The 24,200-nt window shown below is 56.6% G+C and carries 19 protein-coding genes; 9 read left to right on the forward strand and 10 right to left on the reverse strand.

From position 1 onward, the window contains the following. Nucleotides 1-7: 7 nt before the first annotated feature. A complete protein-coding gene (locus LRK71_RS04990; protein WP_232401525.1) occupies nt 8-1,195 on the reverse strand; it encodes a glycine C-acetyltransferase in 1,188 nt (395 codons plus the stop codon). Nucleotides 1,196-1,473: 278 nt separating this feature from the next. Continuing rightward, nucleotides 1,474-2,040, reverse strand: coding sequence for a helix-turn-helix domain-containing protein (locus LRK71_RS04995; RefSeq protein WP_232401528.1), 567 nt, complete (start codon nt 2,038-2,040; stop codon nt 1,474-1,476). A 123-nt stretch (nt 2,041-2,163) separates the two neighbouring features. On the opposite strand from LRK71_RS04995, the gene LRK71_RS05000 reads away from it, so the two are divergent. Next, nucleotides 2,164-3,339, forward strand: coding sequence for an acetyl-CoA C-acyltransferase family protein (locus tag LRK71_RS05000; protein WP_232401529.1), 1,176 nt, complete (start codon nt 2,164-2,166; stop codon nt 3,337-3,339). Between the two features lie 114 nt (nt 3,340-3,453). Here LRK71_RS05000 and ubiB read toward each other — a convergent pair whose 3' ends face one another. Both ubiB and ubiE read right to left on the reverse strand, forming a co-directional pair. Continuing rightward, entirely contained in the window at nt 3,454-4,983 is a 1,530-nt protein-coding gene (gene ubiB, locus LRK71_RS05005) for a 2-polyprenylphenol 6-hydroxylase (RefSeq protein ID WP_232401531.1), read from the reverse strand. Between the two features lie 3 nt (nt 4,984-4,986). Continuing rightward, nucleotides 4,987-5,739 carry a bifunctional demethylmenaquinone methyltransferase/2-methoxy-6-polyprenyl-1,4-benzoquinol methylase UbiE gene (gene ubiE / locus LRK71_RS05010; RefSeq protein ID WP_232401533.1) on the reverse strand — a complete coding sequence of 251 codons (753 nt, stop codon included), beginning with the start codon at nt 5,737-5,739 and terminating at the stop codon, nt 4,987-4,989. Between the two features lie 96 nt (nt 5,740-5,835). Between ubiE and mutM the strand changes: the two genes are divergently transcribed. From mutM to gyrB, 8 genes are all read left to right on the forward strand, one after another. After that, complete coding sequence (mutM, locus tag LRK71_RS05015) at nt 5,836-6,687, forward strand: bifunctional DNA-formamidopyrimidine glycosylase/DNA-(apurinic or apyrimidinic site) lyase (protein WP_232401534.1); 852 nt, start codon at nt 5,836-5,838, stop codon at nt 6,685-6,687. Nucleotides 6,688-6,750: 63 nt separating this feature from the next. Further along, nucleotides 6,751-7,527, forward strand: coding sequence for an acryloyl-CoA hydratase (gene acuK, locus LRK71_RS05020; protein ID WP_232401978.1), 777 nt, complete (start codon nt 6,751-6,753; stop codon nt 7,525-7,527). Nucleotides 7,528-7,824: 297 nt separating this feature from the next. Further along, a complete protein-coding gene (gene rpsT, locus LRK71_RS05025; RefSeq protein ID WP_232401537.1) occupies nt 7,825-8,088 on the forward strand; it encodes a 30S ribosomal protein S20 in 264 nt (87 codons plus the stop codon). A 563-nt stretch (nt 8,089-8,651) separates the two neighbouring features. Further along, nucleotides 8,652-10,103, forward strand: coding sequence for a chromosomal replication initiator protein DnaA (gene dnaA, locus LRK71_RS05030; protein WP_232401538.1), 1,452 nt, complete (start codon nt 8,652-8,654; stop codon nt 10,101-10,103). Between the two features lie 233 nt (nt 10,104-10,336). Beyond that, complete coding sequence (gene dnaN / locus LRK71_RS05035) at nt 10,337-11,458, forward strand: DNA polymerase III subunit beta (RefSeq protein WP_232401540.1); 1,122 nt, start codon at nt 10,337-10,339, stop codon at nt 11,456-11,458. 45 nt (nt 11,459-11,503) lie between these two features. Continuing rightward, nucleotides 11,504-12,601 (forward strand): DNA replication/repair protein RecF, encoded by a 1,098-nt coding sequence (gene recF / locus LRK71_RS05040; protein WP_232401541.1) that lies wholly within the window; start codon nt 11,504-11,506, stop codon nt 12,599-12,601. Beyond that, complete coding sequence (locus LRK71_RS05045) at nt 12,598-13,218, forward strand: LysE family translocator (RefSeq protein WP_232401542.1); 621 nt, start codon at nt 12,598-12,600, stop codon at nt 13,216-13,218. Before recF ends, LRK71_RS05045 begins: the two co-directional genes overlap by 4 nt. A 145-nt stretch (nt 13,219-13,363) precedes the next feature. Continuing rightward, nucleotides 13,364-15,781, forward strand: a complete 2,418-nt coding sequence (gyrB, locus tag LRK71_RS05050; protein ID WP_232401543.1) for a DNA topoisomerase (ATP-hydrolyzing) subunit B — start codon at nt 13,364-13,366, stop codon at nt 15,779-15,781. A 224-nt stretch (nt 15,782-16,005) separates the two neighbouring features. Here gyrB and LRK71_RS05055 read toward each other — a convergent pair whose 3' ends face one another. The 6 genes from LRK71_RS05055 to LRK71_RS05080 all read right to left on the reverse strand — a co-directional run bounded on the left by LRK71_RS05055 (nt 16,006) and on the right by LRK71_RS05080 (nt 24,120). Then, nucleotides 16,006-17,364: a hypothetical protein gene (locus LRK71_RS05055; RefSeq protein ID WP_232401544.1), complete on the reverse strand. Its 1,359-nt coding sequence runs from the start codon at nt 17,362-17,364 to the stop codon at nt 16,006-16,008. A 13-nt stretch (nt 17,365-17,377) separates the two neighbouring features. Continuing rightward, complete coding sequence (locus LRK71_RS05060) at nt 17,378-17,728, reverse strand: hypothetical protein (protein ID WP_232401545.1); 351 nt, start codon at nt 17,726-17,728, stop codon at nt 17,378-17,380. Beyond that, on the reverse strand, nt 17,725-19,446 hold the full coding sequence (locus LRK71_RS05065; protein ID WP_232401546.1) for a restriction endonuclease subunit S: 1,722 nt from the start codon (nt 19,444-19,446) through the stop codon (nt 17,725-17,727). The genes LRK71_RS05060 and LRK71_RS05065 overlap by 4 nt, the downstream gene beginning before the upstream one ends. Continuing rightward, nucleotides 19,443-20,882 (reverse strand): N-6 DNA methylase, encoded by a 1,440-nt coding sequence (locus LRK71_RS05070; protein WP_232401547.1) that lies wholly within the window; start codon nt 20,880-20,882, stop codon nt 19,443-19,445. The genes LRK71_RS05065 and LRK71_RS05070 overlap by 4 nt, the downstream gene beginning before the upstream one ends. Before the next feature lie 11 nt (nt 20,883-20,893). After that, nucleotides 20,894-23,347, reverse strand: a complete 2,454-nt coding sequence (gene hsdR, locus LRK71_RS05075) for an EcoAI/FtnUII family type I restriction enzme subunit R (RefSeq protein WP_408635975.1) — start codon at nt 23,345-23,347, stop codon at nt 20,894-20,896. A gap of 104 nt (nt 23,348-23,451) precedes the next feature. Next, nucleotides 23,452-24,120 (reverse strand): hypothetical protein, encoded by a 669-nt coding sequence (locus LRK71_RS05080; RefSeq protein WP_232401550.1) that lies wholly within the window; start codon nt 24,118-24,120, stop codon nt 23,452-23,454. Between the last annotated feature and the right edge of the window lie 80 nt (nt 24,121-24,200).

The following is a 24,200-nucleotide window of genomic DNA, read 5'->3' on the forward strand; positions in this document are numbered from 1 at the left end:
CAAAGTGTCATGAGATCACCCCCAATGCGCGACCCACTTTGCCAAAGGCAGTGAGGGCACGCTCCAGTTCCGGGCGTGTCAGGGCGGCATTCATCTGGGTGCGGATGCGAGCCTGCCCGCGTGGCACCACCGGAAAGAAAAAGCCCGAGACAAAAATGCCCTCGTCAAACAGGCGCGCGGCCATGTCCTGAGCCAGCTGCGCTTCGCCCAACATCACCGGCACAATGGGGTGTTTGCCGGGCAACAGATCAAACCCCAGATCCGTCAGACCAGCGCGCCAGAATTTTGTGTTTTCAAATAGTTGTGCACGCAGATCTGCGCCTTCCTCGACAAGGCGAATGGCCTCGATCCCGGCAGCAACGATAGAGGGCGGCAGCGAATTAGAGAACAAATAGGGCCGCGCCCGCTGCCGCAGCAGGTCGATCACTGGCTGCGGCCCGGCGATATAACCGCCAATGGCCCCTCCAAGTGCTTTGCCCAATGTCCCGGTGAGGATGTCCACATCCACCCCCGCATGATCCGGCGTGCCAGCGCCGTTTGGCCCCATAAAGCCGGTGGCGTGGCAATCATCCACCATCACGATCGCATCGTATTTGTCGGCCAAGGCGCGGATTTCCGGCAGTTTTGCCAGATAGCCATCCATCGAGAACACCCCGTCGGTCGCAATCATGATGTGGCGCGCGCCATCTGCGCGGGCCTGTTTCAGCCAGGCCTCCAGGTCGTTCATATCGCTGTTGAGATAGCGATAGCGTTTCGCCTTGCACAGGCGGACCCCGTCGATGATCGACGCATGGTTTAGGCTGTCAGAGATAATCGCATCTTCTGGCCCCAAGAGTGGTTCGAACAAGCCACCGTTAGCATCAAAGCAGGCGGCGAACAGAATGGCGTCATCCTTGTTCAGGAATTTTGCCAGGCGCTGTTCCAGCGCGCGGTGGATATCCTGCGTACCGCAGATAAAGCGCACCGAGGCCATGCCAAAGCCCTTGTCGTCCATCACGCCACGCGCGGCGGCAATCAAATCGGGATGATCGGCCAGCCCCAGGTAGTTGTTGGCACAGAGGTTGATCACTTGACGGTCGTCCACCGTGATTTCGCCCCCCTGTGGGGAGGTGATCATTCGTTCCCGCTTGTACAGGCCGTCGGCCTCAATCTGGGCCAGCGTTTCAGAGATATCGTTTAGAAATGCAGTGCTCATAGCGGGAAACTCCTTATCCATGGAATCGCATCTACCATAACGGATTCGATTCCTAAATAGAAGATTTCACTATCCCGGAAAAAAATCCGTAAAGGTGGATTTTTGTATGGAGATGGCCGCCAAGCCTCTGGGGTGCACCGCAATACAGGGCCTTGCTGCCCGCATTAAGGTGGGATTGTCGCGCTGTATTGCAAATGACTGGGCGCGTAGGTTTCGAAATGAAAGAAGCAGCCGGTTCGTCACCGGGGCTTTGGCAACCGTCTTGCTAGACTGTAAAATCAGGCATCTTTCACAATCAGAAACACCCGCGCGGGCCCATCAGGGGCGGTGATGGCATGGGGCACATCGCCTGCATAGCGGGCGGTATCGCCTGCGTGCAAATGGTCTGACGCGCTGCCAGAGGTCACTGTTATTTCACCTTCCAGCACGGTCAGCTGTTCTAGCGCGCCACGGGTGTGCGGGGCACTGTTGAGGGCGCCGCCCTTGTCGAAGCGGATGTCATAGACCTCATGCCCGCCGGCCTCTTCCGGTGGTGACAGGATGCGGATGCGGCAGCCCTCACCTATGTTTTCGATCTTAGGCACATCGACAGCGCGCAGCACTTCGATCCGGTCTTGCATGTCGCCGACTTCCAATAGGCCGGCAAAATCTACCTGCAGGGCGCGGGTTAGATTCCACAGGGTGGCAATGGTTGGGCTGCTTTCGCCGCGTTCGATCTGGCTTACCATTGAGCGGCTGACGCCGGACAGATTGGCCACCGCCTCAAGGGAAAGCCCCTGGGCGCGGCGGGCCTCTTTCAGGCGGGCCGGCAGCAGGGTCAGGATATCGTCTGTATTTTCCGTCATAACAGATCTCCTGCGGGGTCTGTGCTCTTTTGTCAATGACGGGACGTTCACAGATCAAGGGGGCAGACAGGGCGATGCTGCGACTGCATAATGGGCGTAACAGACCTTTGAGGAGAAAAAAACATGACTGATATTGTCATCCTGGATGGTGCCCGCACCGCAATTGGCACCTTTGGCGGGGCGCTGGTCAATACTGCCCCTATTGATCTGGCTGCGGCTGTTTCCAAGACAGCGATGCAGCGCTCTGGCGTTGACCCCGAGCAGATTGGCCATGTGGTCTTTGGTCATGTGATCAACACCGAGCCGCGCGATATGTATCTGAGCCGCGTTGCCGCGATGCAGGCCGGCGTGCCTCATGGCACCCCGGCGATGAATGTGAATCGTCTGTGTGGATCGGGCGCGCAGGCGTTGGTTTCTGGCATTCAGTCGCTGATGCTGAAGGATGCGGAATTTGCCCTGGCCGGGGGCGCGGAAAACATGTCGCGCAGCCCCTTTATCATGCAGCAACAGCGCTGGGGCGCCAAAATGGGTGATGTCAAATCGCTTGATATGATGCTGGGGGCGCTGAACTGTCCTTTTGGCACCGGCCACATGGGGGTGACGGCAGAAAACGTTGCGGATGAGCATGACATTACCCGCGCCCAGATGGATGAATTTGCCCTCGCCAGTCAGACCCGCGCCGCCGCCGCGATTGCGGCGGGCCATTTCAACAGTCAGATCACGCCGATCGAGGTCAAGGTCAAGCGCGACATGGTGCCCTTTGAGGTGGACGAGCACCCTAAGGCAACCTCGCTTGAGGCGCTGGCAGGGCTGCGGGCGGTGTTCCAAAAAGACGGACGCGTCACGGCCGGCAATGCCTCGGGGATCAACGATGGCGCTGCGGCCCTGGTGTTGGCACGGGCTGAGGCGGCTGAAAAGGCAGGACTGAAACCCAAGGCGCGGATTCTGGGCTATGCCCATGCCGGGGTGCGCCCAGAGGTCATGGGCATTGGTCCGGTTCCGGCGGTGCAGAACCTGCTGGCCAAGACCGGCCTGAAAGCGGGTGATTTCGACGTTGTTGAGAGCAACGAGGCCTTTGCCTCGCAGGCGCTGGCGGTGAACAAGGAGCTGGGTCTGGATCCGGCAAAGGTGAACCCCAATGGCGGTGCCATTGCGCTGGGCCATCCTGTTGGCGCCACGGGGGCAATCATCACCTTGAAAGCGCTGTATGAATTGGAGCGCACTGGTGGGTCGAAGGCTTTGATCACCATGTGTATTGGTGGCGGTCAGGGGATTGCCCTGGCGATCGAGCGTCTTTGAAAATGAGATGTGCTAGGGGGGGCTTTGCCCCTCTGGTCCTTTGGGCCATTCACCCCAAGGTATTTTGGGTAAGATGAAAGGAACGGGCGCGGCTATTGCGGCGCCCGTTCCTGTTTAGTTCAGGAGCTGGTTGACGAGGAGGGTGAGCAGGATTCCAGCGGTTGCGCCAACTGCGGCGGGGGTTTGCCAGGCGCCGTTCTTTTTATCGCCGCTGGGTTCCTGGGATTGGGCGATCAGAGCCTGTTCCATCAGGGCGGGCAGGCGGGGGCCAAACCGGGCCATGACCCTGGCAGTTTTCATCAGGTCAGAGGCCATAGCACGCGGGCCGATGCTCTTTTTGATGTAGTCTTCGACCACCGGTTGCGCGACTTCCCAGATGTTGATCTTGGGGTCGAGAGAGCGGGCGACGCCTTCCACCACCACCATGGTGCGCTGGAGAAGGATCAGCTCGGTGCGGGTTTCCATGCCAAAGCGTTCGGTGACCTCAAACAGGTAATTCAGCAGGCTACCCATGGAGATATGGCTGGCGTCCATGCCAAAGATGGGCTCTCCGACCGCGCGGATGGCGCGGGCGAATTCATCCACATCGCGGTTTGCCGGGACATAGCCTGCTTCGAAATGGACCTCGGCGACGCGTTGGTAATCGCGTTTGATAAAGCCAAAGAGGATCTCGGCGTAGACCCGGCGGGTGTATTCGTCGATATGCCCCATGATGCCAAAATCATAGGCGATGATATTGCCATTGGCGGCGACCTTGAGGTTGCCCTGGTGCATATCGGCGTGGAAAAATCCATCACGCAGCGCGTGCTGCAGGAACAGGGTGAGCACCCGCTTGGCTAGGGCCTGGCGATCATGGTCGGCTGCATCCAGGGCGGCATTGTCGCCAAGTGCGGTACCATCGGCCCAGTCCAGCGTCATCACCCGGCGCGCTGAGGCTTCCCAGCGGATGCGCGGCAATTGGAAGCCTTCGTCCTCGGCAGTATTGGCGGCAAATTCCGAGGCGGCGGCGCTTTCGAGGCGTAGGTCCAGCTCTCCCTGTACGACGCCGGCAAAATGTTCGATCACATCCATCGGGCGCAGGCGGCGTGCGCCGGGGGCAAAGAGATCGACGATGCGGGCGGCAAAGTAAAAGGCGTCGACATCCCGGTTGAAGGCGCGCTCGATGCCGGGGCGCAGCACCTTGACCGCGACATTTTCGCCGGTCTCTGTCAGCCGGGCGTGATGGACCTGGGCGATTGAAGCTGCGGCGATGGGTTCGCTGAATTCCGAGAAGACCTCGGCCAGGGGGCGGCCCAGTGCGCTCTCTACCTCGGCCATGGCGGCAGCGCGGGAAAAGGGTGGCAGCTGATCCTGCAGCACGCGCAGCTGTTGTGCCAGATCGTCGCCAACCACGTCGGGGCGGGTCGAGAGCACCTGGCCGAATTTGATATAGGCTGGCCCCAGCGCGGTGAGCGCACGGGTGGCGGGCGGCATTGAGGGGTCGCCCTTGTAGCCCAGCCATTTGAAGGGCCAGCCCAGGGTGCGCGCCAGGATGCGTAGCGGTTTGGGGGCCTCAAAGGCGTCTAGCACCAGGTTCATCGCGCCGGTGCGCTCGAAGGTGGCACCGGTGCGGATCAGGCGGATAATATTGTGTGGGCCGCGCATTTTCTAGATTTTCCAGCCGGAGTGCAGCGCGGCAATGCCCAGCGACAGGTTACGGTATTTGGCATTGGCAAAGCCTGCGGTTTTCACCATCTCCAGGAAGGTATCCTGGTCGGGGAAGTTGCGGATTGATTCCACCAGATACTGGTAGCTGTCGTAGTCACCAGCGATCAGCTTACCCATGCGGGGGATGACGTTGAAACTGTAAAGATCATAGAGTTTTTGCATGCCATCATTGGGCAGTTGGCTGAATTCCAATACCATCAGGCGGCCGCCGGGCTTCAACACGCGATAGGCTTCGTTCAGGGCCTCTTGCGGGCGGGTAACATTCCGGATGCCGAAGGAGATGGTGTAGACGTCAAATGTATTGTCCTTGAAGGGCAGCGCCATGGCGTCGCCGGTGACCCAGTCGAGGCTGTCGGCCATTTGCTCGGCTTCGGCGCGTTTGCGCCCTTCGATCAGCATTGGCGCGGTCAGGTCCAGCACGGTGGAATGGCCGCGGCCTGCTCGCTTGAGAAAGCGGAACGATATATCACCAGTGCCACCCGCCACATCGAGCAGACGCTGACCTGTGCGCGGCGCCAGCCAATCCATCATGGCATCTTTCCAGATGCGGTGGATTCCCATGCTCATCACGTCATTCATGATGTCGTATTTGGAGGCCACGGAATTGAAGACGCCCTGCACCCGGCCTGCTTTTTCATGCTCGGGGACGGTTTCAAAGCCAAAATGGGTGGTGCTGTCTGATCTATCGCTCATGTGGCTTGCCGTTTTATTAGGATCGCCCCAGTTATAGGGCCTTGAAGGGCAGGCACAATGCGGCCCTTATGTCATATAGGTTTAGGGAGCGATGTAATGCCTGAATTGCCCGAGGTCGAGACCGTGATGCGGGGTTTGCTGCCTTCTATGCAGGATGCAGTGATTGCGCAGGCACATGTGAACCGCCCGGATCTGCGCTGGCCCTTCCCCGAACGCATGGCAGAGCGGCTGACGGGCGCGCGGGTGGTGGCCCTGCGGCGACGGTCAAAATATATTCTGGCAGAGCTGGATCGCGGCGAAACCCTGCTGGTGCATCTGGGTATGTCGGGGCGGATGACGGTTTCGGGCGATCCCCTTGGCCAGTTTACGCATGATCATCCGCAGGCGGAAAAACATGATCATGTGGTCTTTGACATGGAGAACGGTGCCCGGATTACGTTTAATGATCCGCGCCGATTTGGGGCCATGGATCTGATTGACACGGGCGGGTTGGCTGAACATAAGCTGTTGAAGGTGCTGGGGCCGGAACCTCTGGGCAATGATTTCCATGAAGACTACCTGATTGCGACCTTCGCGGCAAAGAACACACCGGTGAAATCAGCGCTGCTAAATCAGGGAATCATCGCGGGCCTGGGCAATATTTATGTCTGTGAGGCCCTTTTTCGGGCACAGATTTCGCCAATACAAAAGGCAGCCCAGATCGCACCAGAGCGGGTTGCCAGCCTGGTTCCGATCATCCGACAGGTGCTGGAAGATGCGATCAAAGCTGGGGGATCTTCCCTAAAGGATTTCCGCCAAGCCAGTGGAGAACTTGGATATTTTCAACATAGCTTTGATGTCTATGGTCGCGAAGCAGCCCCCTGTCGTAGGGTGGGATGTGGGGGGGAAATCGAGAGAATCACCCAATCCGGGCGATCCACCTTCTATTGTGGCAAGTGCCAAAGATAGCTTGAACGCGATATCTCTCGTGGTAATGACTCGATTCTGAACGGAACAATGAAAGCATCAATTATGGCCTATGAGACGATCAACGTCGATGTGCAGGACCACGTTTGCCTTATCAAACTGCATCGCCCCGAGGCGTTGAACGCGCTCAATGCTGCGCTTGTGAGTGAGCTTTGCACTGCGCTGGAAGAAGCAGATGACAGCGACAAGGTGCGCTGCATCGTCCTGACCGGTTCGGAAAAGGCCTTTGCGGCCGGCGCGGACATCAAAGAGATGGCGGAGCTGAACTTTGCTGAGGTGTATTCCAGCAATCTCTTTGCCCAGGTGAATGATCGTATTGGCGCCATTCGCAAGCCGATCATCGCTGCTGTGGCAGGGTATGCCCTAGGTGGCGGCTGTGAGCTGGCGATGCTGTGTGATTTCATCATCGCGGCGGAAACTGCCAAGTTTGGCCAGCCTGAAATCAACCTGGGCGTTGTGGCCGGTATTGGCGGCACTCAGCGTCTGACCCGGTTTGTTGGCAAATCGAAATCCATGGATATGAACCTGACGGGCCGTTTCATGGGGGCCGAAGAAGCCGAGCGCGCCGGTCTGGTGTCGCGGGTGGTGCCGCCGAAAAAGCTGATCGAAGAGGCCATGGGCGCGGCGCAGAAGATAGCTGAAAAATCCCAGATGACCGCCAAGGCCGTCAAGGAAACCGTGAACCGCAGCTACGAGCTTTCTCTGAGCGAAGGCATGCTGTTTGAACGCCGGGTGTTTCATTCGATGTTTGCAACCGAAGACCAGAAAGAGGGCATGGCCGCCTTCCTGGAAAAGCGCGAAGCCCAGTTCCGCGACAAGTAACTTTTGCAATAGATCATCACCTAGGGGGGCACCCCTGGAGCAGGGGGGCAGCCATCGGGTTGGCCCCCTGTGTTTTTGGCGCCTAGACCGCGCGTCATCACTGGTTTGTCTGCGGGCGTGGCCCTGTGAAGGGCGGGGTTTGGCAATTCACTTGCATCTTGCACTACATGTCTTTAAGGACCGCTCCCATACATGCGCGTGCAGCCCGCTAGGCTAGAATCACTCCGATGATCCGATCCGGGTTTGGCTGGCTTGCGCCGATATTGAAATACGAACCCAAAGAGAAGGTCATCAGACATGGCAAATACACCTCAGGCTAAAAAGCGCGCGCGTCAGAACGAAAAGCGTTTTGCAGTCAACAAAGCCCGCCGTTCGCGCATCCGTACTTTCCTGCGTAAAGTTGAAGAAGCCATCGAAGCTGGCAACAAGGACGAAGCCGCTGCTGCTCTGCGTCTTGCCGCTCCTGAACTGATGCGCGGCGTCACCAAAGGCGTCTACCACAAGAATACCGCATCGCGCAAAGTGTCGCGTCTGACCGCACGGGTCAAAGCGCTGGCGTGATTCCCTGCCGGGAATTTCTTGCAAGCAAGAAATTGAAAAAAATGAAGGCGTCGCATTTTTGCGGCGTCTTTTTTATTTGTCCTTATCTGTCTAAGCACTGCTGCAACCGCGAGAGATTCTTTCTGGGCAAAGCGTGAGTCAACTGCAGAGTTTCGTTGCCGCTGCCCCCCGCAAATTGCTACCACATGTATAGCGATTCACTCGCTGGGGGACAGGCTGCTCGCGGTGACCTTGACGGGCATCAGGGTTACAAACGGCATGGGGTTCACTGATGACCAATAGGGTTTTCGGGGGATTACGATGCCGCTGTATTTGAGTTTTAGTCAGCTGCCTTGTCCCATTTGTGTGCAGAACGGTTTTCCCTTCTGAAGCGCGCCGAAGTTCGGCGATCTTTGTTGGATAATCGATTGCCCCGTAAGGGAATGTGGTCAGGATGCCTGTCCGCAAACGCAAATTTTGTGTGTGTATATGTGGGTGAAGCGTTGCTCCGGTTCGGAGCGTGACAAAATATTAGGCAAAGATGAAGCGGACGGCTGCTTGTTCGGGGATGCATGAGGCGCACGATGACGGAAGAAAAATGGGGACAGCTCAGGACACGTCTACTAAAGACGGTTGGGCAGAACAACTTTACCACTTGGATTGAACCGCTGGAGTTCAATTCGGTCGATGATGGCGTTGCGGTGTTTCACGTACCGACCAATTTCATGGGCAACTATGTTAGCCAGAATTTTTCAGACCTGATCTTGCATGAGTTCAGCCTTTCGGGTGTGTCGGTCCAGCGCCTGGCCTTTAGGGTTGCCGCCAATTCGCCTGCGCGTCCGGTGCGCCAGGTTGAACAGCCCAGCGAACCCTTTGCTGAAATGCAGGCTGGCACTGGCCAGAAGCAGCAGAACCTGGACGAAGCCTCGGCTCGATCTGTCGCTTCTGGCGCGTCGCTATCGAGCAAGGCCACAGCAGCGGCCCCGATGGAGACCCTGCAGGCCGCGCCATTGGATCCACGCTTTACCTTTGACAACTTTGTTGTCGGCAAGCCAAACGAGCTGGCCCATGCCGCCGCGCGCCGCGTGGCCGAGGGCGGTCCTGTGACCTTTAATCCACTGGTGCTTTATGGTGGCGTCGGCCTGGGTAAAACCCACCTGATGCATGCCATCGCCTGGGAAATCTCGGCTCAGAACCCCGGCTTGAATGTGCTGTATCTGTCGGCGGAACAGTTCATGTATCGTTTTGTGCAGGCCCTGCGCGAGCGCAAGATGATGGATTTCAAACATCTGTTCCGCTCGGTTGATGTTTTGATGGTGGATGATGTTCAATTCATCGCCGGCAAGGATTCCACCCAGGAAGAGTTTTTCCACACCTTCAACGCTTTGGTGGACCAGAATAAGCAGATCATCATCTCTGCCGACCGCGCGCCGGGGGAAATCAAGGATCTGGAAGATCGGGTGAAATCGCGCCTGCAATGTGGCCTGGTGGTGGATCTGCATCCCACCGATTATGAACTGCGTCTGGGCATTCTGCAGACCAAGGTTCAACTGCAGCAAAAGACCTATCCCGACCTGCAGATCGCCGATGGCGTGCTGGAGTTCCTGGCGCATCGGATTTCTACCAATGTGCGGGTGCTCGAAGGGGCGCTGACCCGGCTGTTTGCCTTTGCTTCCCTGGTCGGACGCGAGATCGACATGGATCTGACCCAGGACTGTCTCGCTGATGTGCTGCGCGCCTCAGAGCGCAAGATCACGGTTGAGGAAATCCAGCGCAAGGTTTCGGAATATTACAACATTCGGATGTCCGATATCATTGGTCCCAAGCGCCTGCGCTCCTATGCGCGGCCGCGTCAGGTGGCGATGTATCTGTGCAAGAAACTGACCAGCCGCAGCCTGCCGGAAATTGGTCGCCGCTTTGGTGGTCGTGATCACACCACGGTGATGCACGGGGTGCGCCGCATCGAAGAGTTGAAGTCCACCGATGGGCAGATCGCGGAAGACGTGGAAATGCTGCGCCGGTCGCTCGAATCCTAAAGCCTGTGGGTGCAAACCTGCAAAAATACACGGCTCCGGTTTTCCGGGGCCGTTTTTATTGCAGCACTTGGGGCAGCACTTGGGGTTGCCCCCTTGACGCTGTTGATTTTCCCTTGGAAAACTTCATAAAAAGCCTTGTGCATGAGGGGTAAACCGCTACTTTGCCTATCCCGGACATTGCCCTGACATGGCCTGGGCGACAGCGCAGCGGCGCGACGAAAAGGAAAAGCGACATGAAGATCAGCATTGAACGTGGCACACTCCTGAAGGCCGTTGCGCAGGCACAGTCGGTGGTTGAGCGGCGCAATACCATTCCAATCCTGGCCAATGTTCTGATCGAAGCCGAGGGCGATATGGCGCAGTTCCGCGCCACCGACCTTGATATCGAGGTGGTCGACAAGGCGCCGGCGCAGGTTGAACGGGCAGGTGCCACCACCGTGGCCGCCACCACCCTGCATGAAATTGTGCGCAAGCTACCCGATGGTGCCCTGGTGACGCTGACGGCGGATGCCGCAACCGGCCGACTGACGGTCGAAGCCGGGCGTTCCAACTTCTCGCTGGCGACCCTGCCGCGCGAAGACTTCCCTGTGATGGCCAGCTCGGAATATCATTCGAACTTTACCGCCAATGCGGCCATGCTGCGCCGTCTCTTTGATAAATCAAAATTTGCTATCTCGACTGAGGAAACCCGCTATTATCTCAACGGGGTCTATATGCATATTTCGGATGCCACGGAGGGTGGCAAGGTCTTGCGCTGTGTCGCCACTGATGGTCACCGTCTGGCGCGGATTGATGCCGCCCTGCCGATGGGTGCCGAGGACATGCCTGGCGTGATCGTGCCGCGCAAAACCGTGGGAGAGCTGCGCAAGCTGTTGGATGACGATGAGATGGATATCGCCGTCTCGGTCTCTGAAACCAAGGTGCGCTTTGCCACGCCCAACCTGACCCTGACCTCCAAGGTCATTGATGGCACCTTCCCCGATTACACCCGCGTGATCCCGGTCGGCAATACCCGCCGCCTGGAGGTGGACGCGGCTGAATTTGCCCGCGCTGTGGACCGGGTTGCCACCGTGTCCTCTGAACGGTCGCGTGCGGTGAAACTGCAGCTGGACGAAGACCGCCTTGTGCTCTCCGTCAATGCGCCCGATAGCGGTGCCGCCGAGGAAGAGCTGGCGGTGGCCTATAGTGATGAACGTCTGGAAATTGGCTTTAACGCCAAATACCTGCTGGAAATCGCCAATCAGGTTGATCGCGAAAATGCGGTCTTCATGTTCAACTCTTCCGGGGACCCGACCCTGATGCGCGAAGGCAGCGACGAAAGCGCGGTCTATGTTGTTATGCCGATGCGCGTATAATTGGTGGTTTGCAGCGGCGCCGTGTAGCAAAAGGCGCGCCCATTCATGTTGGCCTTAACTGAATTGACCCTGTCTCATTTTCGCTCGCATCTGCGGGCGGACTTGCATTTGGACGGCCGCCCCGTGGCCATCCATGGCCACAATGGTGCGGGCAAGACCAATATCCTAGAGGCGGTTTCGCTGTTTTCCCCGGGGCGCGGATTGCGCCGGGCGAGTGCAGCCGAGATGGTGCGTCGCCCCGATGCCCCCGGCTGGAAGCTCAAGGCGGTGCTGCAGGCCCCCGAACAGGCCTATGAGGTTGAAACCTGGTCAGAGGCGGGCGCGGCGCGGCAGGTGCGGATCGACAACAAGGCCTCTAATCAGATTGCGCTGGGGCAGATTTGCCGGGTGGTCTGGCTGGTGCCGGTGATGGATCGCCTCTGGGTTGAGGCCGCCGAGGGCCGCCGCCGTTTCCTGGACCGGATTGCGCTGAGCTTTGATCCCGACCACGCCGAGGCAACACTTGCCTATGAAAAAGCCATGCGCGAACGCAATAAATTGCTGAAGGAACAGATCCGCGATGCTGCTTGGTACCGGGTACTTGAGGCGCAGATGGCCGGTGCCGGGCATCGCATTCATCAGGCGCGCTGTCAGGCCCTGACGCGACTTGCTGCGGCGCAGACCGATACCGAGACGCAGTTTCCCACCGCCGAGCTGCAACTGATCCAGTCCGAGGGTGAGATGCCCGAGAGCGAGGCTGATCTGGCGACTGCCCTGGCCGAAGGGCGGTCGCGCGACATGGCCGTGGGGCGCACGCTGGTTGGCCCGCATCGCAGCGATCTGATCGGCACCTATGCCCGCAAGGGGATCGCCGCCAAAGACTGTTCGACGGGCGAACAAAAGGCGCTTTTGGTTTCGCTGATCCTGGCCAATGCACGGGCGCTGGCAGCTGCCGAGGGCGCGCCGCCCATCCTGTTGCTGGATGAGGTTGCCGCCCATCTGGATGCGGCGCGTCGTGCGGCCCTGTATGATGAGATATGCGCCCTGGGCACCCAGGCCTGGATGACCGGCACCGGGCCCGAGCTCTTCGCCGAGTTGGGCGGGCGCGCCCAGCGGATTGAGGTGACAGAGGCCGAGGGCGGTTCGGAGCTGCTGCAGTCGTGAGCTTGTCGATCTGGGATCTGTTGCTTTATGCTGGGGCGCTGTTTGTGTTGTTTCTGACGCCGGGGCCAGTCTGGCTGGCGGTGATGGCCCGGTCGGTGTCTGGCGGGTTTCACGCCGCCTGGCCGCTGGCGCTTGGGGTGGCCTGCGGCGATGTCTTCTGGTCGTTAGTGGCGATCGGCGGCATGTCCTGGCTGGCGACAAGCCTGGCTGAGGTGATGCTGGTACTGCGCTGGGGTGCCTGTGTGATGTTCGTCGTGATGGGCGTGTTGGTGTTGCGCCACGCGAACCGCAAGCTAAGCGAGAACCGCGCCCTGACTGCCCCGGGTCTCTGGGCTGGCTTTGTTGCTGGGCTGGCGGTGATCCTGGGCAATCCGAAGGCAGTATTATTCTACATGGGGCTATTGCCGGGGTTCTTTGACCTTGGTGCGACCACCCTGGTGGATGTCGCCGTTATCGCCTGTCTGTCCTTTGTGGTGCCCTTGCTGGGGAATCTGAGCATGGCGGCGATGGTGCATCATCTGCGGGTGGTGCTTGCCTCTGATCAGGCGCTACGGCGGATGAACAGGGTGTCGGGTGGTCTGCTGATCGCTGTGGGGCTGCTGTTGCCCTTCACCTGATCACAGCCCAGCCCGGACGCGGCCGACAGGCGTGGCTGGCTGTTCTTCTACGCCCCTGTCCATGATCAATAAAAACCGGGCTCTGTGGGTGACAATAGGGGCGCGGTTGGATATAAAATCACAAAGATAAAACAGGAAATCGCGAATGTCTGATATCGAACAGAGCCCGGCCGACTACGGCGCAGATTCCATCAAGGTTCTCAAGGGGTTGGAGGCGGTTCGCAAGCGTCCTGGGATGTATATCGGGGACACTGATGATGGCTCTGGTTTGCACCATATGGTCTATGAGGTGGTGGACAACGGTATTGATGAGGCCCTGGCCGGTCATGCCGATGCGGTAACCGTCAAAATTCACGCCGATTCCAGTGTCTCGGTCAGCGACAATGGTCGCGGGATTCCGGTTGGCATCCACGAAGAAGAGGGCGTCTCGGCGGCCGAGGTCATCATGACCCAGCTGCATGCGGGCGGCAAATTCGACAGTAATTCTTATAAGGTGTCCGGCGGTCTGCACGGGGTTGGCGTTTCGGTTGTGAATGCGCTCAGCGATTGGCTGGAGCTGCGGATCTGGCGCGAAGGCAAGGAGCATGTCGCGCGGTTTGAACGCGGCGATACCGCCGAACACCTGAAGGTGGTGGGGGACTGCGGCGATCGCACCGGCACCGAGGTCCGCTTCATGGCCTCGACCGATACATTTTCCAATCTGGAATACGTCTTTGAAACGCTGGAAAAACGACTGCGGGAACTGGCCTTTCTGAATTCGGGCGTAAAGATCATCCTGATTGATGAACGCCCGGCCGAACGGCTTGAGATCGAGCTTTGCTATGAAGGTGGCGTCAAGGAATTCGTGAAGTACCTCGACCGGTCGAAAACCCCGGTGATGGATACTCCAGTCTATATCATCGGTGAAAAAGACGACATCGTTGTCGAAGTGGCGATGTGGTGGAATGACAGCTACCATGAAGCGGTGCTGCCCTTCACCAACAACATCCCCCAGCGCGACGGCGGCACCCATATGGCGGGCTTTCGTGGCGCGCTGACCCGCACCATCAACAACTATGCCCAATCCAGCGGCATCGCCAAGAAAGAGAAGGTCACTTTTACCGGCGATGACGCCCGCGAAGGTCTGACCTGTGTCCTGTCGGTAAAGGTGCCGGACCCCAAATTCTCTAGCCAGACGAAGGATAAGCTGGTTTCGTCCGAGGTGCGCCCGGTGGTGGAAAGCCTGGTGAGCGAAAAGCTGGCGGAATGGTTTGAGGAAAATCCCGCCGAAGCCAAGCAGATCGTCGGCAAGGTGGTAGAGGCTGCCCTAGCCCGCGAGGCTGCGCGCAAGGCGCGTGAACTGACGCGGCGCAAAAACCCGATGGATCTGAATTTTCTGAGCTCAAAACTCAAGGATTGTTCGGACAAAGACCCTGTAAATACTGAAATCTTCCTGGTGGAGGGTGACTCTGCCGGTGGCTCTGCCCAGACGGGTCGTGACCGGAAAACCCAGGCTATCTTGCCGCTGAAAGGTAAGATCCTGAATGTCGAGCGGGCGCGCTTTGACCGGATGTTGGGCAGTCAGGAAATTGGCAATATGGTGATGGCGCTGGGTACTGGCATCGGCCGCGATGAATTTGACATCAGTAAGCTGCGTTACCACAAGATCGTCATCATGACCGATGCGGATGTCGATGGTGCCCATATCCGCACCCTGCTGCTGACCTTCTTTTACCGGCAGATGCCCGAGCTGATCGAAGGCGGGTATCTCTATATCGCCCAGCCGCCGCTGTACAAAGTGGCGCGTGGCAAATCGGAAGTCTATTTGAAAGACCAAGCCGAAATGGACGATTACTTGATCCAGCAGGGGGTCGACGGTGCCACTCTGAAGCTGGGCACTGGTGAAGAACTTATCGGGCAGGATCTGGTCCGCGTTGTCGATGAGGCACGCCAGTTGAAGCGGGTGCTTGATGCCTTTCCAACCCATTACCCACGTCACATTCTGGAACAGGCCGCCGTCTCTGGGGCCTTTGTGCCCGGTGCGGTTGATTCTGATCTGCAAGGGGTGGCCGATAAGCTCGCGGCCCGGCTTGATCTGATTGCGCTGGAATATGAAAAGGGTTGGCACGGGCGGATCACCCAGGATCATGGTATTCGTCTGGCCCGCATCCTGCGCGGCGTTGAAGAAGTGCGCACCCTGGACGGGCCAATGCTGCGCTCGGGCGAGGCCCGCAAAACCGGCAGTTTCACCAAGAGCCTGCAAGAGGTCTATCACACCTCGGCACAGCTGGCTCGCCGCGATCGCACGCAGGCCATCCACGGCCCGCTTGAGTTGCTGAAGGCGATCATGGAAGAGGGCGAAAAAGGCCTGTCTCTGCAGCGCTACAAAGGATTGGGCGAGATGAACCCTGACCAGCTGTGGGAAACCACGCTGGACCCTGACGCGCGTACCCTGTTGCAGGTGCGTGTCGATGATTTGGTCGGGGCGGATGATCTCTTTACCAAACTGATGGGCGATGTAGTGGAACCCCGCCGAGAGTTCATCCAGAAAAACGCACTGAGCGTCGAAAATCTGGATTTCTAATCGCTGTAGGATGGCCCAAAGCACTTCGCACACCTCGTAATTCTTCGCGAAACGCCCAAAGTGTTTCGCGAATTGTTCTACAGCTGCTTTTGAGTACTAATCAGTAACACCGAATTTCTCTTTCACGCGCTCAACCGTAGAGCGCCATTTCGGGGTCTTGGGCTTACAGACGGAGTTCTGGTTTTCAGACATTTCGAACTCTTGAAAGTCTACCAACGGGAACATCAATTACGGTCGTTCCAGTGGAGACCTTCGACTGCTTCATGATCGTCCGCGATTAGCAGGTGCCCTGGCAATGGCTCCTTAGTCCTGTGCGACCCAATGCGATAAGGGGCCATCGATTCTTCCATCGCGCAGGATTCATCCTGACGTGTTGTAACCTCTACTTGGAAGTAGTTTCCATAAATCCAACGTAATCTGGATGACGACACGGTGAAGTCACGGGCGATCAGGTGGTTCTGAAGGTGTCGCATTTGATCAACCATTTGATGGCCCAGGCTTTCCATGCCAACGTGCACTACTCCTGGACAATCATCGGGCAGCTGGCCTTCTGCACTGGCGATCTTTCGTTTGAAATGGTCGGCTTTGGCGCGACGGGATTTTGGTGAATGACTTGCCCAATTCACCAAAGAAGCGTGGTGGATCACATCAGCATAGGACGGTTTTGACGGGGCGCGGCTGCATTTTACATTCAGTGAGTGTGAAGCTCCGTGCTCATGTTCGCCGCTGATGATCTCCATCATTCTGGTAGAGCCAACATAAACAAAATCAGAATCCATAATTGCTCTAACCAAATCCCATTGAACCGGTCTAAGACGTATATCTGCTCGCCCATCCGAGTCTTCCACGGTGTCCTCAAATGGCAGAAGTTTTTCAATTCGGTCTCTAAGATAGGATTCTGGGAAGTTCACTAACTCTTCGTGAAAACGAACATCCAAGACGAAAGATTGATCGCTGGCTTCACTCAATTCATGCACCTTGGATGCGAGAGCCTTGCCCATTTTCTCTTCTCTAACGGCATATCCAGAACGCATGATGCGCTTGCATTCGACTGCCCACCGTGCCCCCGGTTTGGCTACATGTAGATCCGGTGTGCGTCCAAGGCCCGGTGTTTCGTCGACAAACGAAACTGTTGACCAACCGTGCCGTTTATAGGTGCCAGCCACCAATAACTCGTAGATACCTCCTTCAGGTTGACTGCGCTCCGAGGTCATCAATCGCTTTGCGCGTTTCTCTACGCCATCCACCTTTTCGAGATGCTTTAGATCCTTCCCTATTTTCTGGATGTAGGGGACAATTCTGGCAGATTCGTCTGGCACCCAGAATTCACGCCCGACCGCATATGTCTCCGCCTGAAAGATGAACCATGCCATCTCATCTCGTTTGTCAAAAATTTCGATTTCTTGAGCATCTTCCCATCGTTCTCTGTTTTTCAGGTAAGTCTGTCGGCACCGTTGAAGGCGCTCGGTCATCTCAGTTTCCGGGACAAACGATTTCAACCATTCGACCGCGCGTTTAGTGTCGTCGCAGATCCAATCCTGCCCGGTTCGTGGTGCAACCCAAAGAGGGTTTCGATCGTTCATATTGATTATTTTCTTATTTATACCAAGCGATTAAACGGTTCAGAGCGTCGCGCGACGAGACCTCAACATAAATTCCAGAACCATTAGCAAGCGCCCGAAGCTCAGAACGCTCAAGATCAGCACACTTCTTGCTGTCTAAAATCGAAACTCCTGGAATGCTCGGTGGCGTCGGTGGTTCGATCCATATGCGAACAGTCTCAAGATTTGATGGGTAAACGTCGAGCGCCAACACCTTGTCTTTCGATTTGAAGGCCATCACCTTTTGGTTTTCCAATCCCTTCCTGGCCCCAGAAGGGACTTTGTTTACTGCCTCACCGAAAGTCAGGACAAGGACGGGCAGTGCGTCGAGAACTCGAAGGGTCATTCAGCGGCTTCCTTGATGTCTGATTTCGGTTCCAGCGCCTCGTGGACGAGGGCTTCGAGGAGACGGGTGCGGGTGGTGTGGGTCGTGGCCATGGCGGCCTCCAGTCGGTCGCAGAGGGCCATGAGGGCGTCGACCCTGGCCACGATACGGTGTTGTTCGGCGAGGGGCGGGATTGGCAGTGCCAGCGGATAAATGTCTTTATTGTTGATCTGCGGCACGGATGTTCCTGAGTTTAGCGCCCAAAGATCAAACGAGTTGAACCATAGACCCACAAACGGAAGCATTTCGGCGATGTATGGCTGCATTGCCATGAGGTTACTATCACCGACCACATCAGCTAACGCGATCATTTTGCGGTTGGTTGCAATTGCGCCGCCTCGCTTCGGAAAGATTATGCTGCCCTTTGCAAAAACGTCGGACATTCGGTCATCCGCTACATATCTTCCCGAGGTGCAGACCCCATGGCTATTTTCGGGCAACGATAGTTCTGCGACCTTGATGTATGGAAGCTCTCCTGCGGTTTTCTCCTCGTCAGAGCGAAGAGCGACGCCACTTCTCAAGTGCGCCACGTCTGCGACTTGAGAAATTACCCAGCCTACTGGTGCCTTCCACTCCTCCGTTTCGAACACCATTTTCCGAGGCATTTTGGGATCGCGTATTTGCTTGCCCAGTATTTTCTCATTTTTGATTTCTGCGGCAGCCTTAAGCAATTCCGATGCCGGTTCATCCGCCGGGTCCTGTTCCACCAGTTTGCCGCGGACTGCAAGGCTTAGGATGGTTTGGCGGAGGGTTTTGATCTGGTCGGCGCGGGTGGTGAGGGAGGTCAGGGCTTCGAGGGCGAAGCGGGCGTGGGCGGGGAAGTCCGAGACTTCGGTTGTCGCATCGACGGACGGCAAACCGGTTTCCGTTGGCAGGCTCACGCCTGACGATGCTTGCGTGGTGTCGAGGGCGGTCAGGCGGGCGAGGCTGGCGGCCGTGAGCTTGTCGCGCGTCTCCTCACGGATTTTGCGGGCCTCCTCCAGCCGATCGCAGAGCACCATGAGCTCATCGACCCTCTGTTGCGCTTTCGATGAAATCAGTGGCACAGGAACTTCAGCGATCCGGCTAATCGTAAGCGTTACGTTGGCTGTGCCGGTCATGCGCGAAACCAACAGTTCCTCCTTGAAAGAGGTTAAATACTCGAACATGAACCGGGCGGATATCACAGAGGTATCATGTGGGAAAACGGCAGCCAAGATAGAACCCAGAGCGAATTGACCTTCCTGGAAATGAAGGCGGTTGATGCTGGCATTGCCGTGTCCGGTTGAGGAAACCAGTGGGATAATCGTGGCTGCTCCATCGAAGTCAAAATGATCGCAAGACCCGCGATTGGCGGCAGTCACCACCAACGGATACGGACCTGGAGTGGCCTGCTTTATCGGCGTCTTCCCTTTCTCGATACGTGCAACTTCTCCGAGTGGCGCGAACCGGGAGGTGTCGCTGAAGACTTCTGGTAAGTGCTCTGGCAAGAGCAACATGGCCTTTTTTGCCTTGGGGATTTTTCCCTCTCTCCGCAGGCTGACTTTAACTGCTTCAATATGGGCTAAGATCTCCTCAGGGCTTTCCGACTCGTCTTCGTCGAAGCGACCCCCAATCGCAAAAGCAACTGCGAGTTTTCGAAGGCCAATAATGTGGTCCGGCGCATCGCCGATTGCCTCAGACAGGAGATTGGCTTTCATCGGGCCAGCGCCTCGGTCAGGATCGCTTTCAGCTCGGCGCGCAGGCTTTCGACTGAGGCCTCGGTCTTCACCAAATCATTCAACAGAGTCTCAGGGTCACCCAGATCGTTTTCAACCACATGGGGGTTCTTGATGTCGAGGTTGAAGCCTCGTTCGCGGATCGTGTCGATCGAGACTTTCCAGGCCTGTTCGTTTTCCTCGCGCCCCTCGCGGGTTGCACCGCCCCACCATGCGGCGCAGTCGTCCAGATGCTCCAGCTTGATAGGCCGGGTCATGGAATAGGCCTTTTGCCCCTCTGGCACGCGGTGTTCCCAATACCAGATGTCTTGCGTCGGCGTGCCCTTTTCAAAGAACAGCAGGTTGGTGCCGATGGAGGCGTAGGGTTTGAAGACCGAGTTGGGCAGGCGCACGATGGTGTGCAGGTTGCATTCGGTCAGCAGGTGTTCTTTGAGCCGGGTCTTGATACCCTCGCCAAAGAGGGAGCCATCGGGCAGGACCACGGCGGCGCGACCGTTCTTTTTCAGAAGGCGGATGATGAGCGCGAGGAACAGGTCAGCTGTTTCTCGTGTCTTGAAGGCGGGGAAGTTGTTTTCGATTCCGTCCTCTTCCTTGCCGCCAAAGGGCGGGTTGGTTAGGACGATGTCCACCCGTTCGTCCTTGGTCCAACTGATCAGTGGGCGAGCGAGTGTGTTGTCATGCTTGACCCAGGATGGCTCCTCGACGTTGTGCAACAGCATGTTGGTCGTACAGAGCATGTGCGGCAGCGGCTTCTTTTCCACAGCGCGAAGTGAGGCCTGCATCAGTGCCTCATCCTCAGGACGCTTGATGTAAGTGTCACGCATGTGACGCATGGCACAGGTCAGAAACCCACCAGTGCCGCAAGCGGGGTCCATAATGATCTCGCCAGGCTTTGGGTCCATTTGCTGCACCATGAAAGCCGTGACCGCACGAGGTGTGTAGTATTCGCCAGCATTGCCGGCGTTTTGCAGATCGTTCAGGAGCTGTTCGTAGAGGTCACCGAAGTGCTGGCGTTCGGTCAGAGAGTTGAAATCCACCTCCGCGATTTTGTTTATCACTTGCCGCATCAGGGTACCGGATTTCATATAGTTGTAGGCGTCTTCGAAAACCGAGCGGACAACTTTGGCACGCGGAGTGGTCGCGGGCAGCTGTTTCAGCTTTGGAAAGAGATTGTCGTTGACGAAATCCAATAGGTTGTCGCCGGTGATGCCTTCTGGATCGGCGGCCCAAGTGCGCCATTGCAAATGTGCTGGGATCGGGGAGGTGTAGTCATCGCTGTTGAACTCCAATGCTTCGTCCTGATCGTCGATAATCTTAAGGAAGAACATCCAGACAAGCTGGGACAAACGCTGAGCATCACCGTCGACGCCGACATCTTTACGCATTACGTCTTGGATAGATTTGACAAGGTTTCTCATGGACATGGGGGTCAGGCACTTTCTTCATAGAGAGCATTCTGAAGGTCGTGAACGGCCCGCAGGTAGTCAGGTTTCTTGCCGAATGCGCGCATTAACTCAATCGGCGTTCCCATGTGTGAGAACGGATTGATTTGCAAGATCTTGGTGTCTTCGAGGTCGAATACGCCTTCGTCAGCATACTTTTCAAGCAGAGCTTCAAGAACTGCGCGGGCTTTGTCGCCATAGCGATTGAATACGTCCCGCTTCTTAACGCTATCCGCCCGTTCCTTGCGAGTCAGCGGCTTTGCGTCAAACGCGATGTGGCAAACGAGGTCAAACGGATCAAGGTCCTTGTTTAGCTCTGCACCAATCAGGTTCAGATCAAGACCTTCGTCTGCGAGTTCGTCAATGATGGCTTGTTTGCGATCTTCCGCATTCCAACGCCGCAGAAAATCGTCCATAGACGCAAACCGTTTGGTTAGGTGTTTCCGGGTGAAGTCTTTGAGGCTTTCTGTGATGAGGTTTCCGTCAGCATCAAGGTATTCGACCCGTTCCTTCAGGATCATGGCACCGACACCATCGACGTAGACCTTCCGAATTGGTCCGCTATCACCACCGGTGCCGATCGTTCCTGGGTTTGTTGGGTCAATCAGGATTTCAATGCCATCGATTTCGTCGGCCCCGCCACCTTCTCCAACTGTTCCGAGAGCGCCATCCTCCTCCGGAGGCACCATCGGATCATCGCCAGTGGGCTGATAAATTTGAACCGGATCGCCGTCGAAATCGGGATCTGCAAAATGACTCGTGGCACCGCGAAAATCCATCAGGGTGAAATAGTATTTGCCCGTGTCCTTGTGCACACGAGTGCCTCTGCCGACGATCTGTTTGAATTCGGTCATGGACCCAATCTGGCGATCAAGGACAATCAGGCGGCATGTCTGGGCGTCCACTCCTGTGCTTAGAAGACGGGATGTCGTGACGATCACTGGATAGGGCGCTTCAGGATCAATGAAATTCGCAAGCTGGTTGATCCCCTCTTTGTCACTGCCAGTGATCCGCATGACATACCGGTTATCTTTCTTAACAAGATCATCGTTTTCATTGATGAGGGCCTGCCGCATGCGCGCAGCATGTTCTTCATCAACGCAGAACACGATGGTCTTCTGCATCCGGTCACCGCTTTCCCTCAGGAACTGGGTAATCCGTTGCGCAACTAATTTGGTGCGGTCATCAATGACAATGACGCGGTCAAAGTCTTTCGTGTTGTAGATGCGGTCATCAACCTCGACACCGTCGCGATCAAGCTGACCGGACTCCGGTCGGTAACCAGCCACGTCGCGGTCAATGTGGCATTTGATAACTTTGTAGGGTGCCAGGAAGCCGTCGTCGATCCCCTCACGCAACGTGTAGGAATAGACTGGCTCGCCGAAGTAATCGATATTTGAAGCGTATTCAGTTTCTTTCGGTGTGGCGGTCAGGCCAATATGTGTCGCGCTCGAAAAATGCTCCAGGATTTCACGCCATGCAGAATCATCCGCCGCGCTACCGCGGTGGCACTCATCAATGATGATCAGGTCAAAAAAGTCAGGTGAAAGCTCCTTGAAGATTTTCTGGCTCTCCTGAGGACCGGTCAGTGCCTGATAGAGGCCGAGATAGATTTGATATGCAGTGTTGATGCGGCGCTTCTTGTCGACGGCCAGGGTGAGATGCTCGCTGGTGCCGTCAGGTCTTTCAATAGTCTTCGAGTGCGAAGATAACTTGGCCATATCTCCGATAAAGGGCCGGAAATCGTTGACCATGGTCTGGTCGATGAGAATGTTGCGATCTGCAAGGAAGAGCACTCGTTTCTTGGCACCAGACTTCCAGAGACGCCAAATGATTTGGAAGGCGGTGAGGGTCTTGCCGGTGCCCGTCGCCATAACAAGAAGCAAACGTTGCTGACCTTTGGAGATTGTTTCAAGCGACGCGTTTACTGCATTCATCTGATAGTATCGTGGCGTCTTTCCATCATCGAAATACGGGTAAAATGCAGTATCAGCTTGGGGATCGGAGATCCCCTTCCATGCCTTGTATTTTGCAAACAGAGTCTCCGGCGACGGGAAGTCATCCAGACCGATTTGCGCCTCCAATGAAGTGGACTGCCCTGTCGCATCATGGAAAACGAAGCCATCACCGTTCGATGAGAAAGCAAAGGGAACCCGCAGCATTTTGGCGTAGGTCAAGGCCTGCTGCATGCCGTCGCTTACACTATGGCGGTTGTCCTTCGCTTCAATCACAGCGATCGGAATGTTGGGCTTCAGATAGAGCACATAATCTGCTCGTTTTTGGCGACCACGGGCAACCATCTTGCCGCGAACGATGATGCGCCCGTCAGTAAGGGTCTTTTCTTCTGAAATCTGCGTTTTGAGATCCCACCCGCATTTGATAAGTGCAGGCATTATGAATTTGCTACATACATCTCGCTCTGAAAAGCGCTGACCACTCATAATTCAAATCCATTTTAATATAGGACCAAACTACTGCATAAGGTCATATAGACAACTGGAGTTATTATGTTTTCTCAACTTTCGAGCGAGCAGGTTCCACCAATTCAATTTTTGTCAGCGAATGATTGGCGGGAATCACTCCACGAAACCTGAGGGCGAGACGAATCTGGATCAAAAATACCCACGCTTAGCCCTTTCAAGCTCACATCGGACCGGCATTTCTCGATCTGTTGGAGGTAGCGTGTCCAAGATGGATCGCAGATGATCCAGTTCTTTGCGACGGGTTTGAGTCGCAGTCCGCAAACGCCCAGAAGCTCGTAAATCTCACGAACCTGAACGCCACGCTTGCCAGGTCTGGTTTCGATTGCGACGTGCGGCAGGCCATTCCGCATAATGGTCAGATCAGCATGAGGTGTCACAACCTTGCCTCCAAACAGTGCGAAATCACCAGGGCCCATGTAGTCCGCCAGATTTTCCTCCAGATGCAATCTCAGCGCGGAACGGAACGACGAAGCCTTCTGGGCGGGATTGATGTAACCACCGGCCTCCACCGCGGCCGCCTTCTCATAAGCCGAAATCGCTTTTTTGAACGATTCATTATTGTGAATACTCTCAAGTATCTCAGCGGTCATCTTTTCGACTTGATCGACGTTCTTAGTGAAGATCGTCCGCATCTTCAGTGCGTCCGTCAGTGTGAGCTCCTGTTCCCCGTTCAGGAAAACGTCAGGAAAATGCAGTCTAATGAATTCAGTAGCGACCAAAACTTTTCTCATGCTCATCTCCTGCCTTTTCCGGAGATGTGACACCTTTGTCAGGACCGCTTGCCCACTCGGCAAACCGTAGCGGTCATGGC

This window comes from Pseudophaeobacter flagellatus, assembly GCF_021228235.1.
Lineage (GTDB): Bacteria > Pseudomonadota > Alphaproteobacteria > Rhodobacterales > Rhodobacteraceae > Pseudophaeobacter > Pseudophaeobacter flagellatus.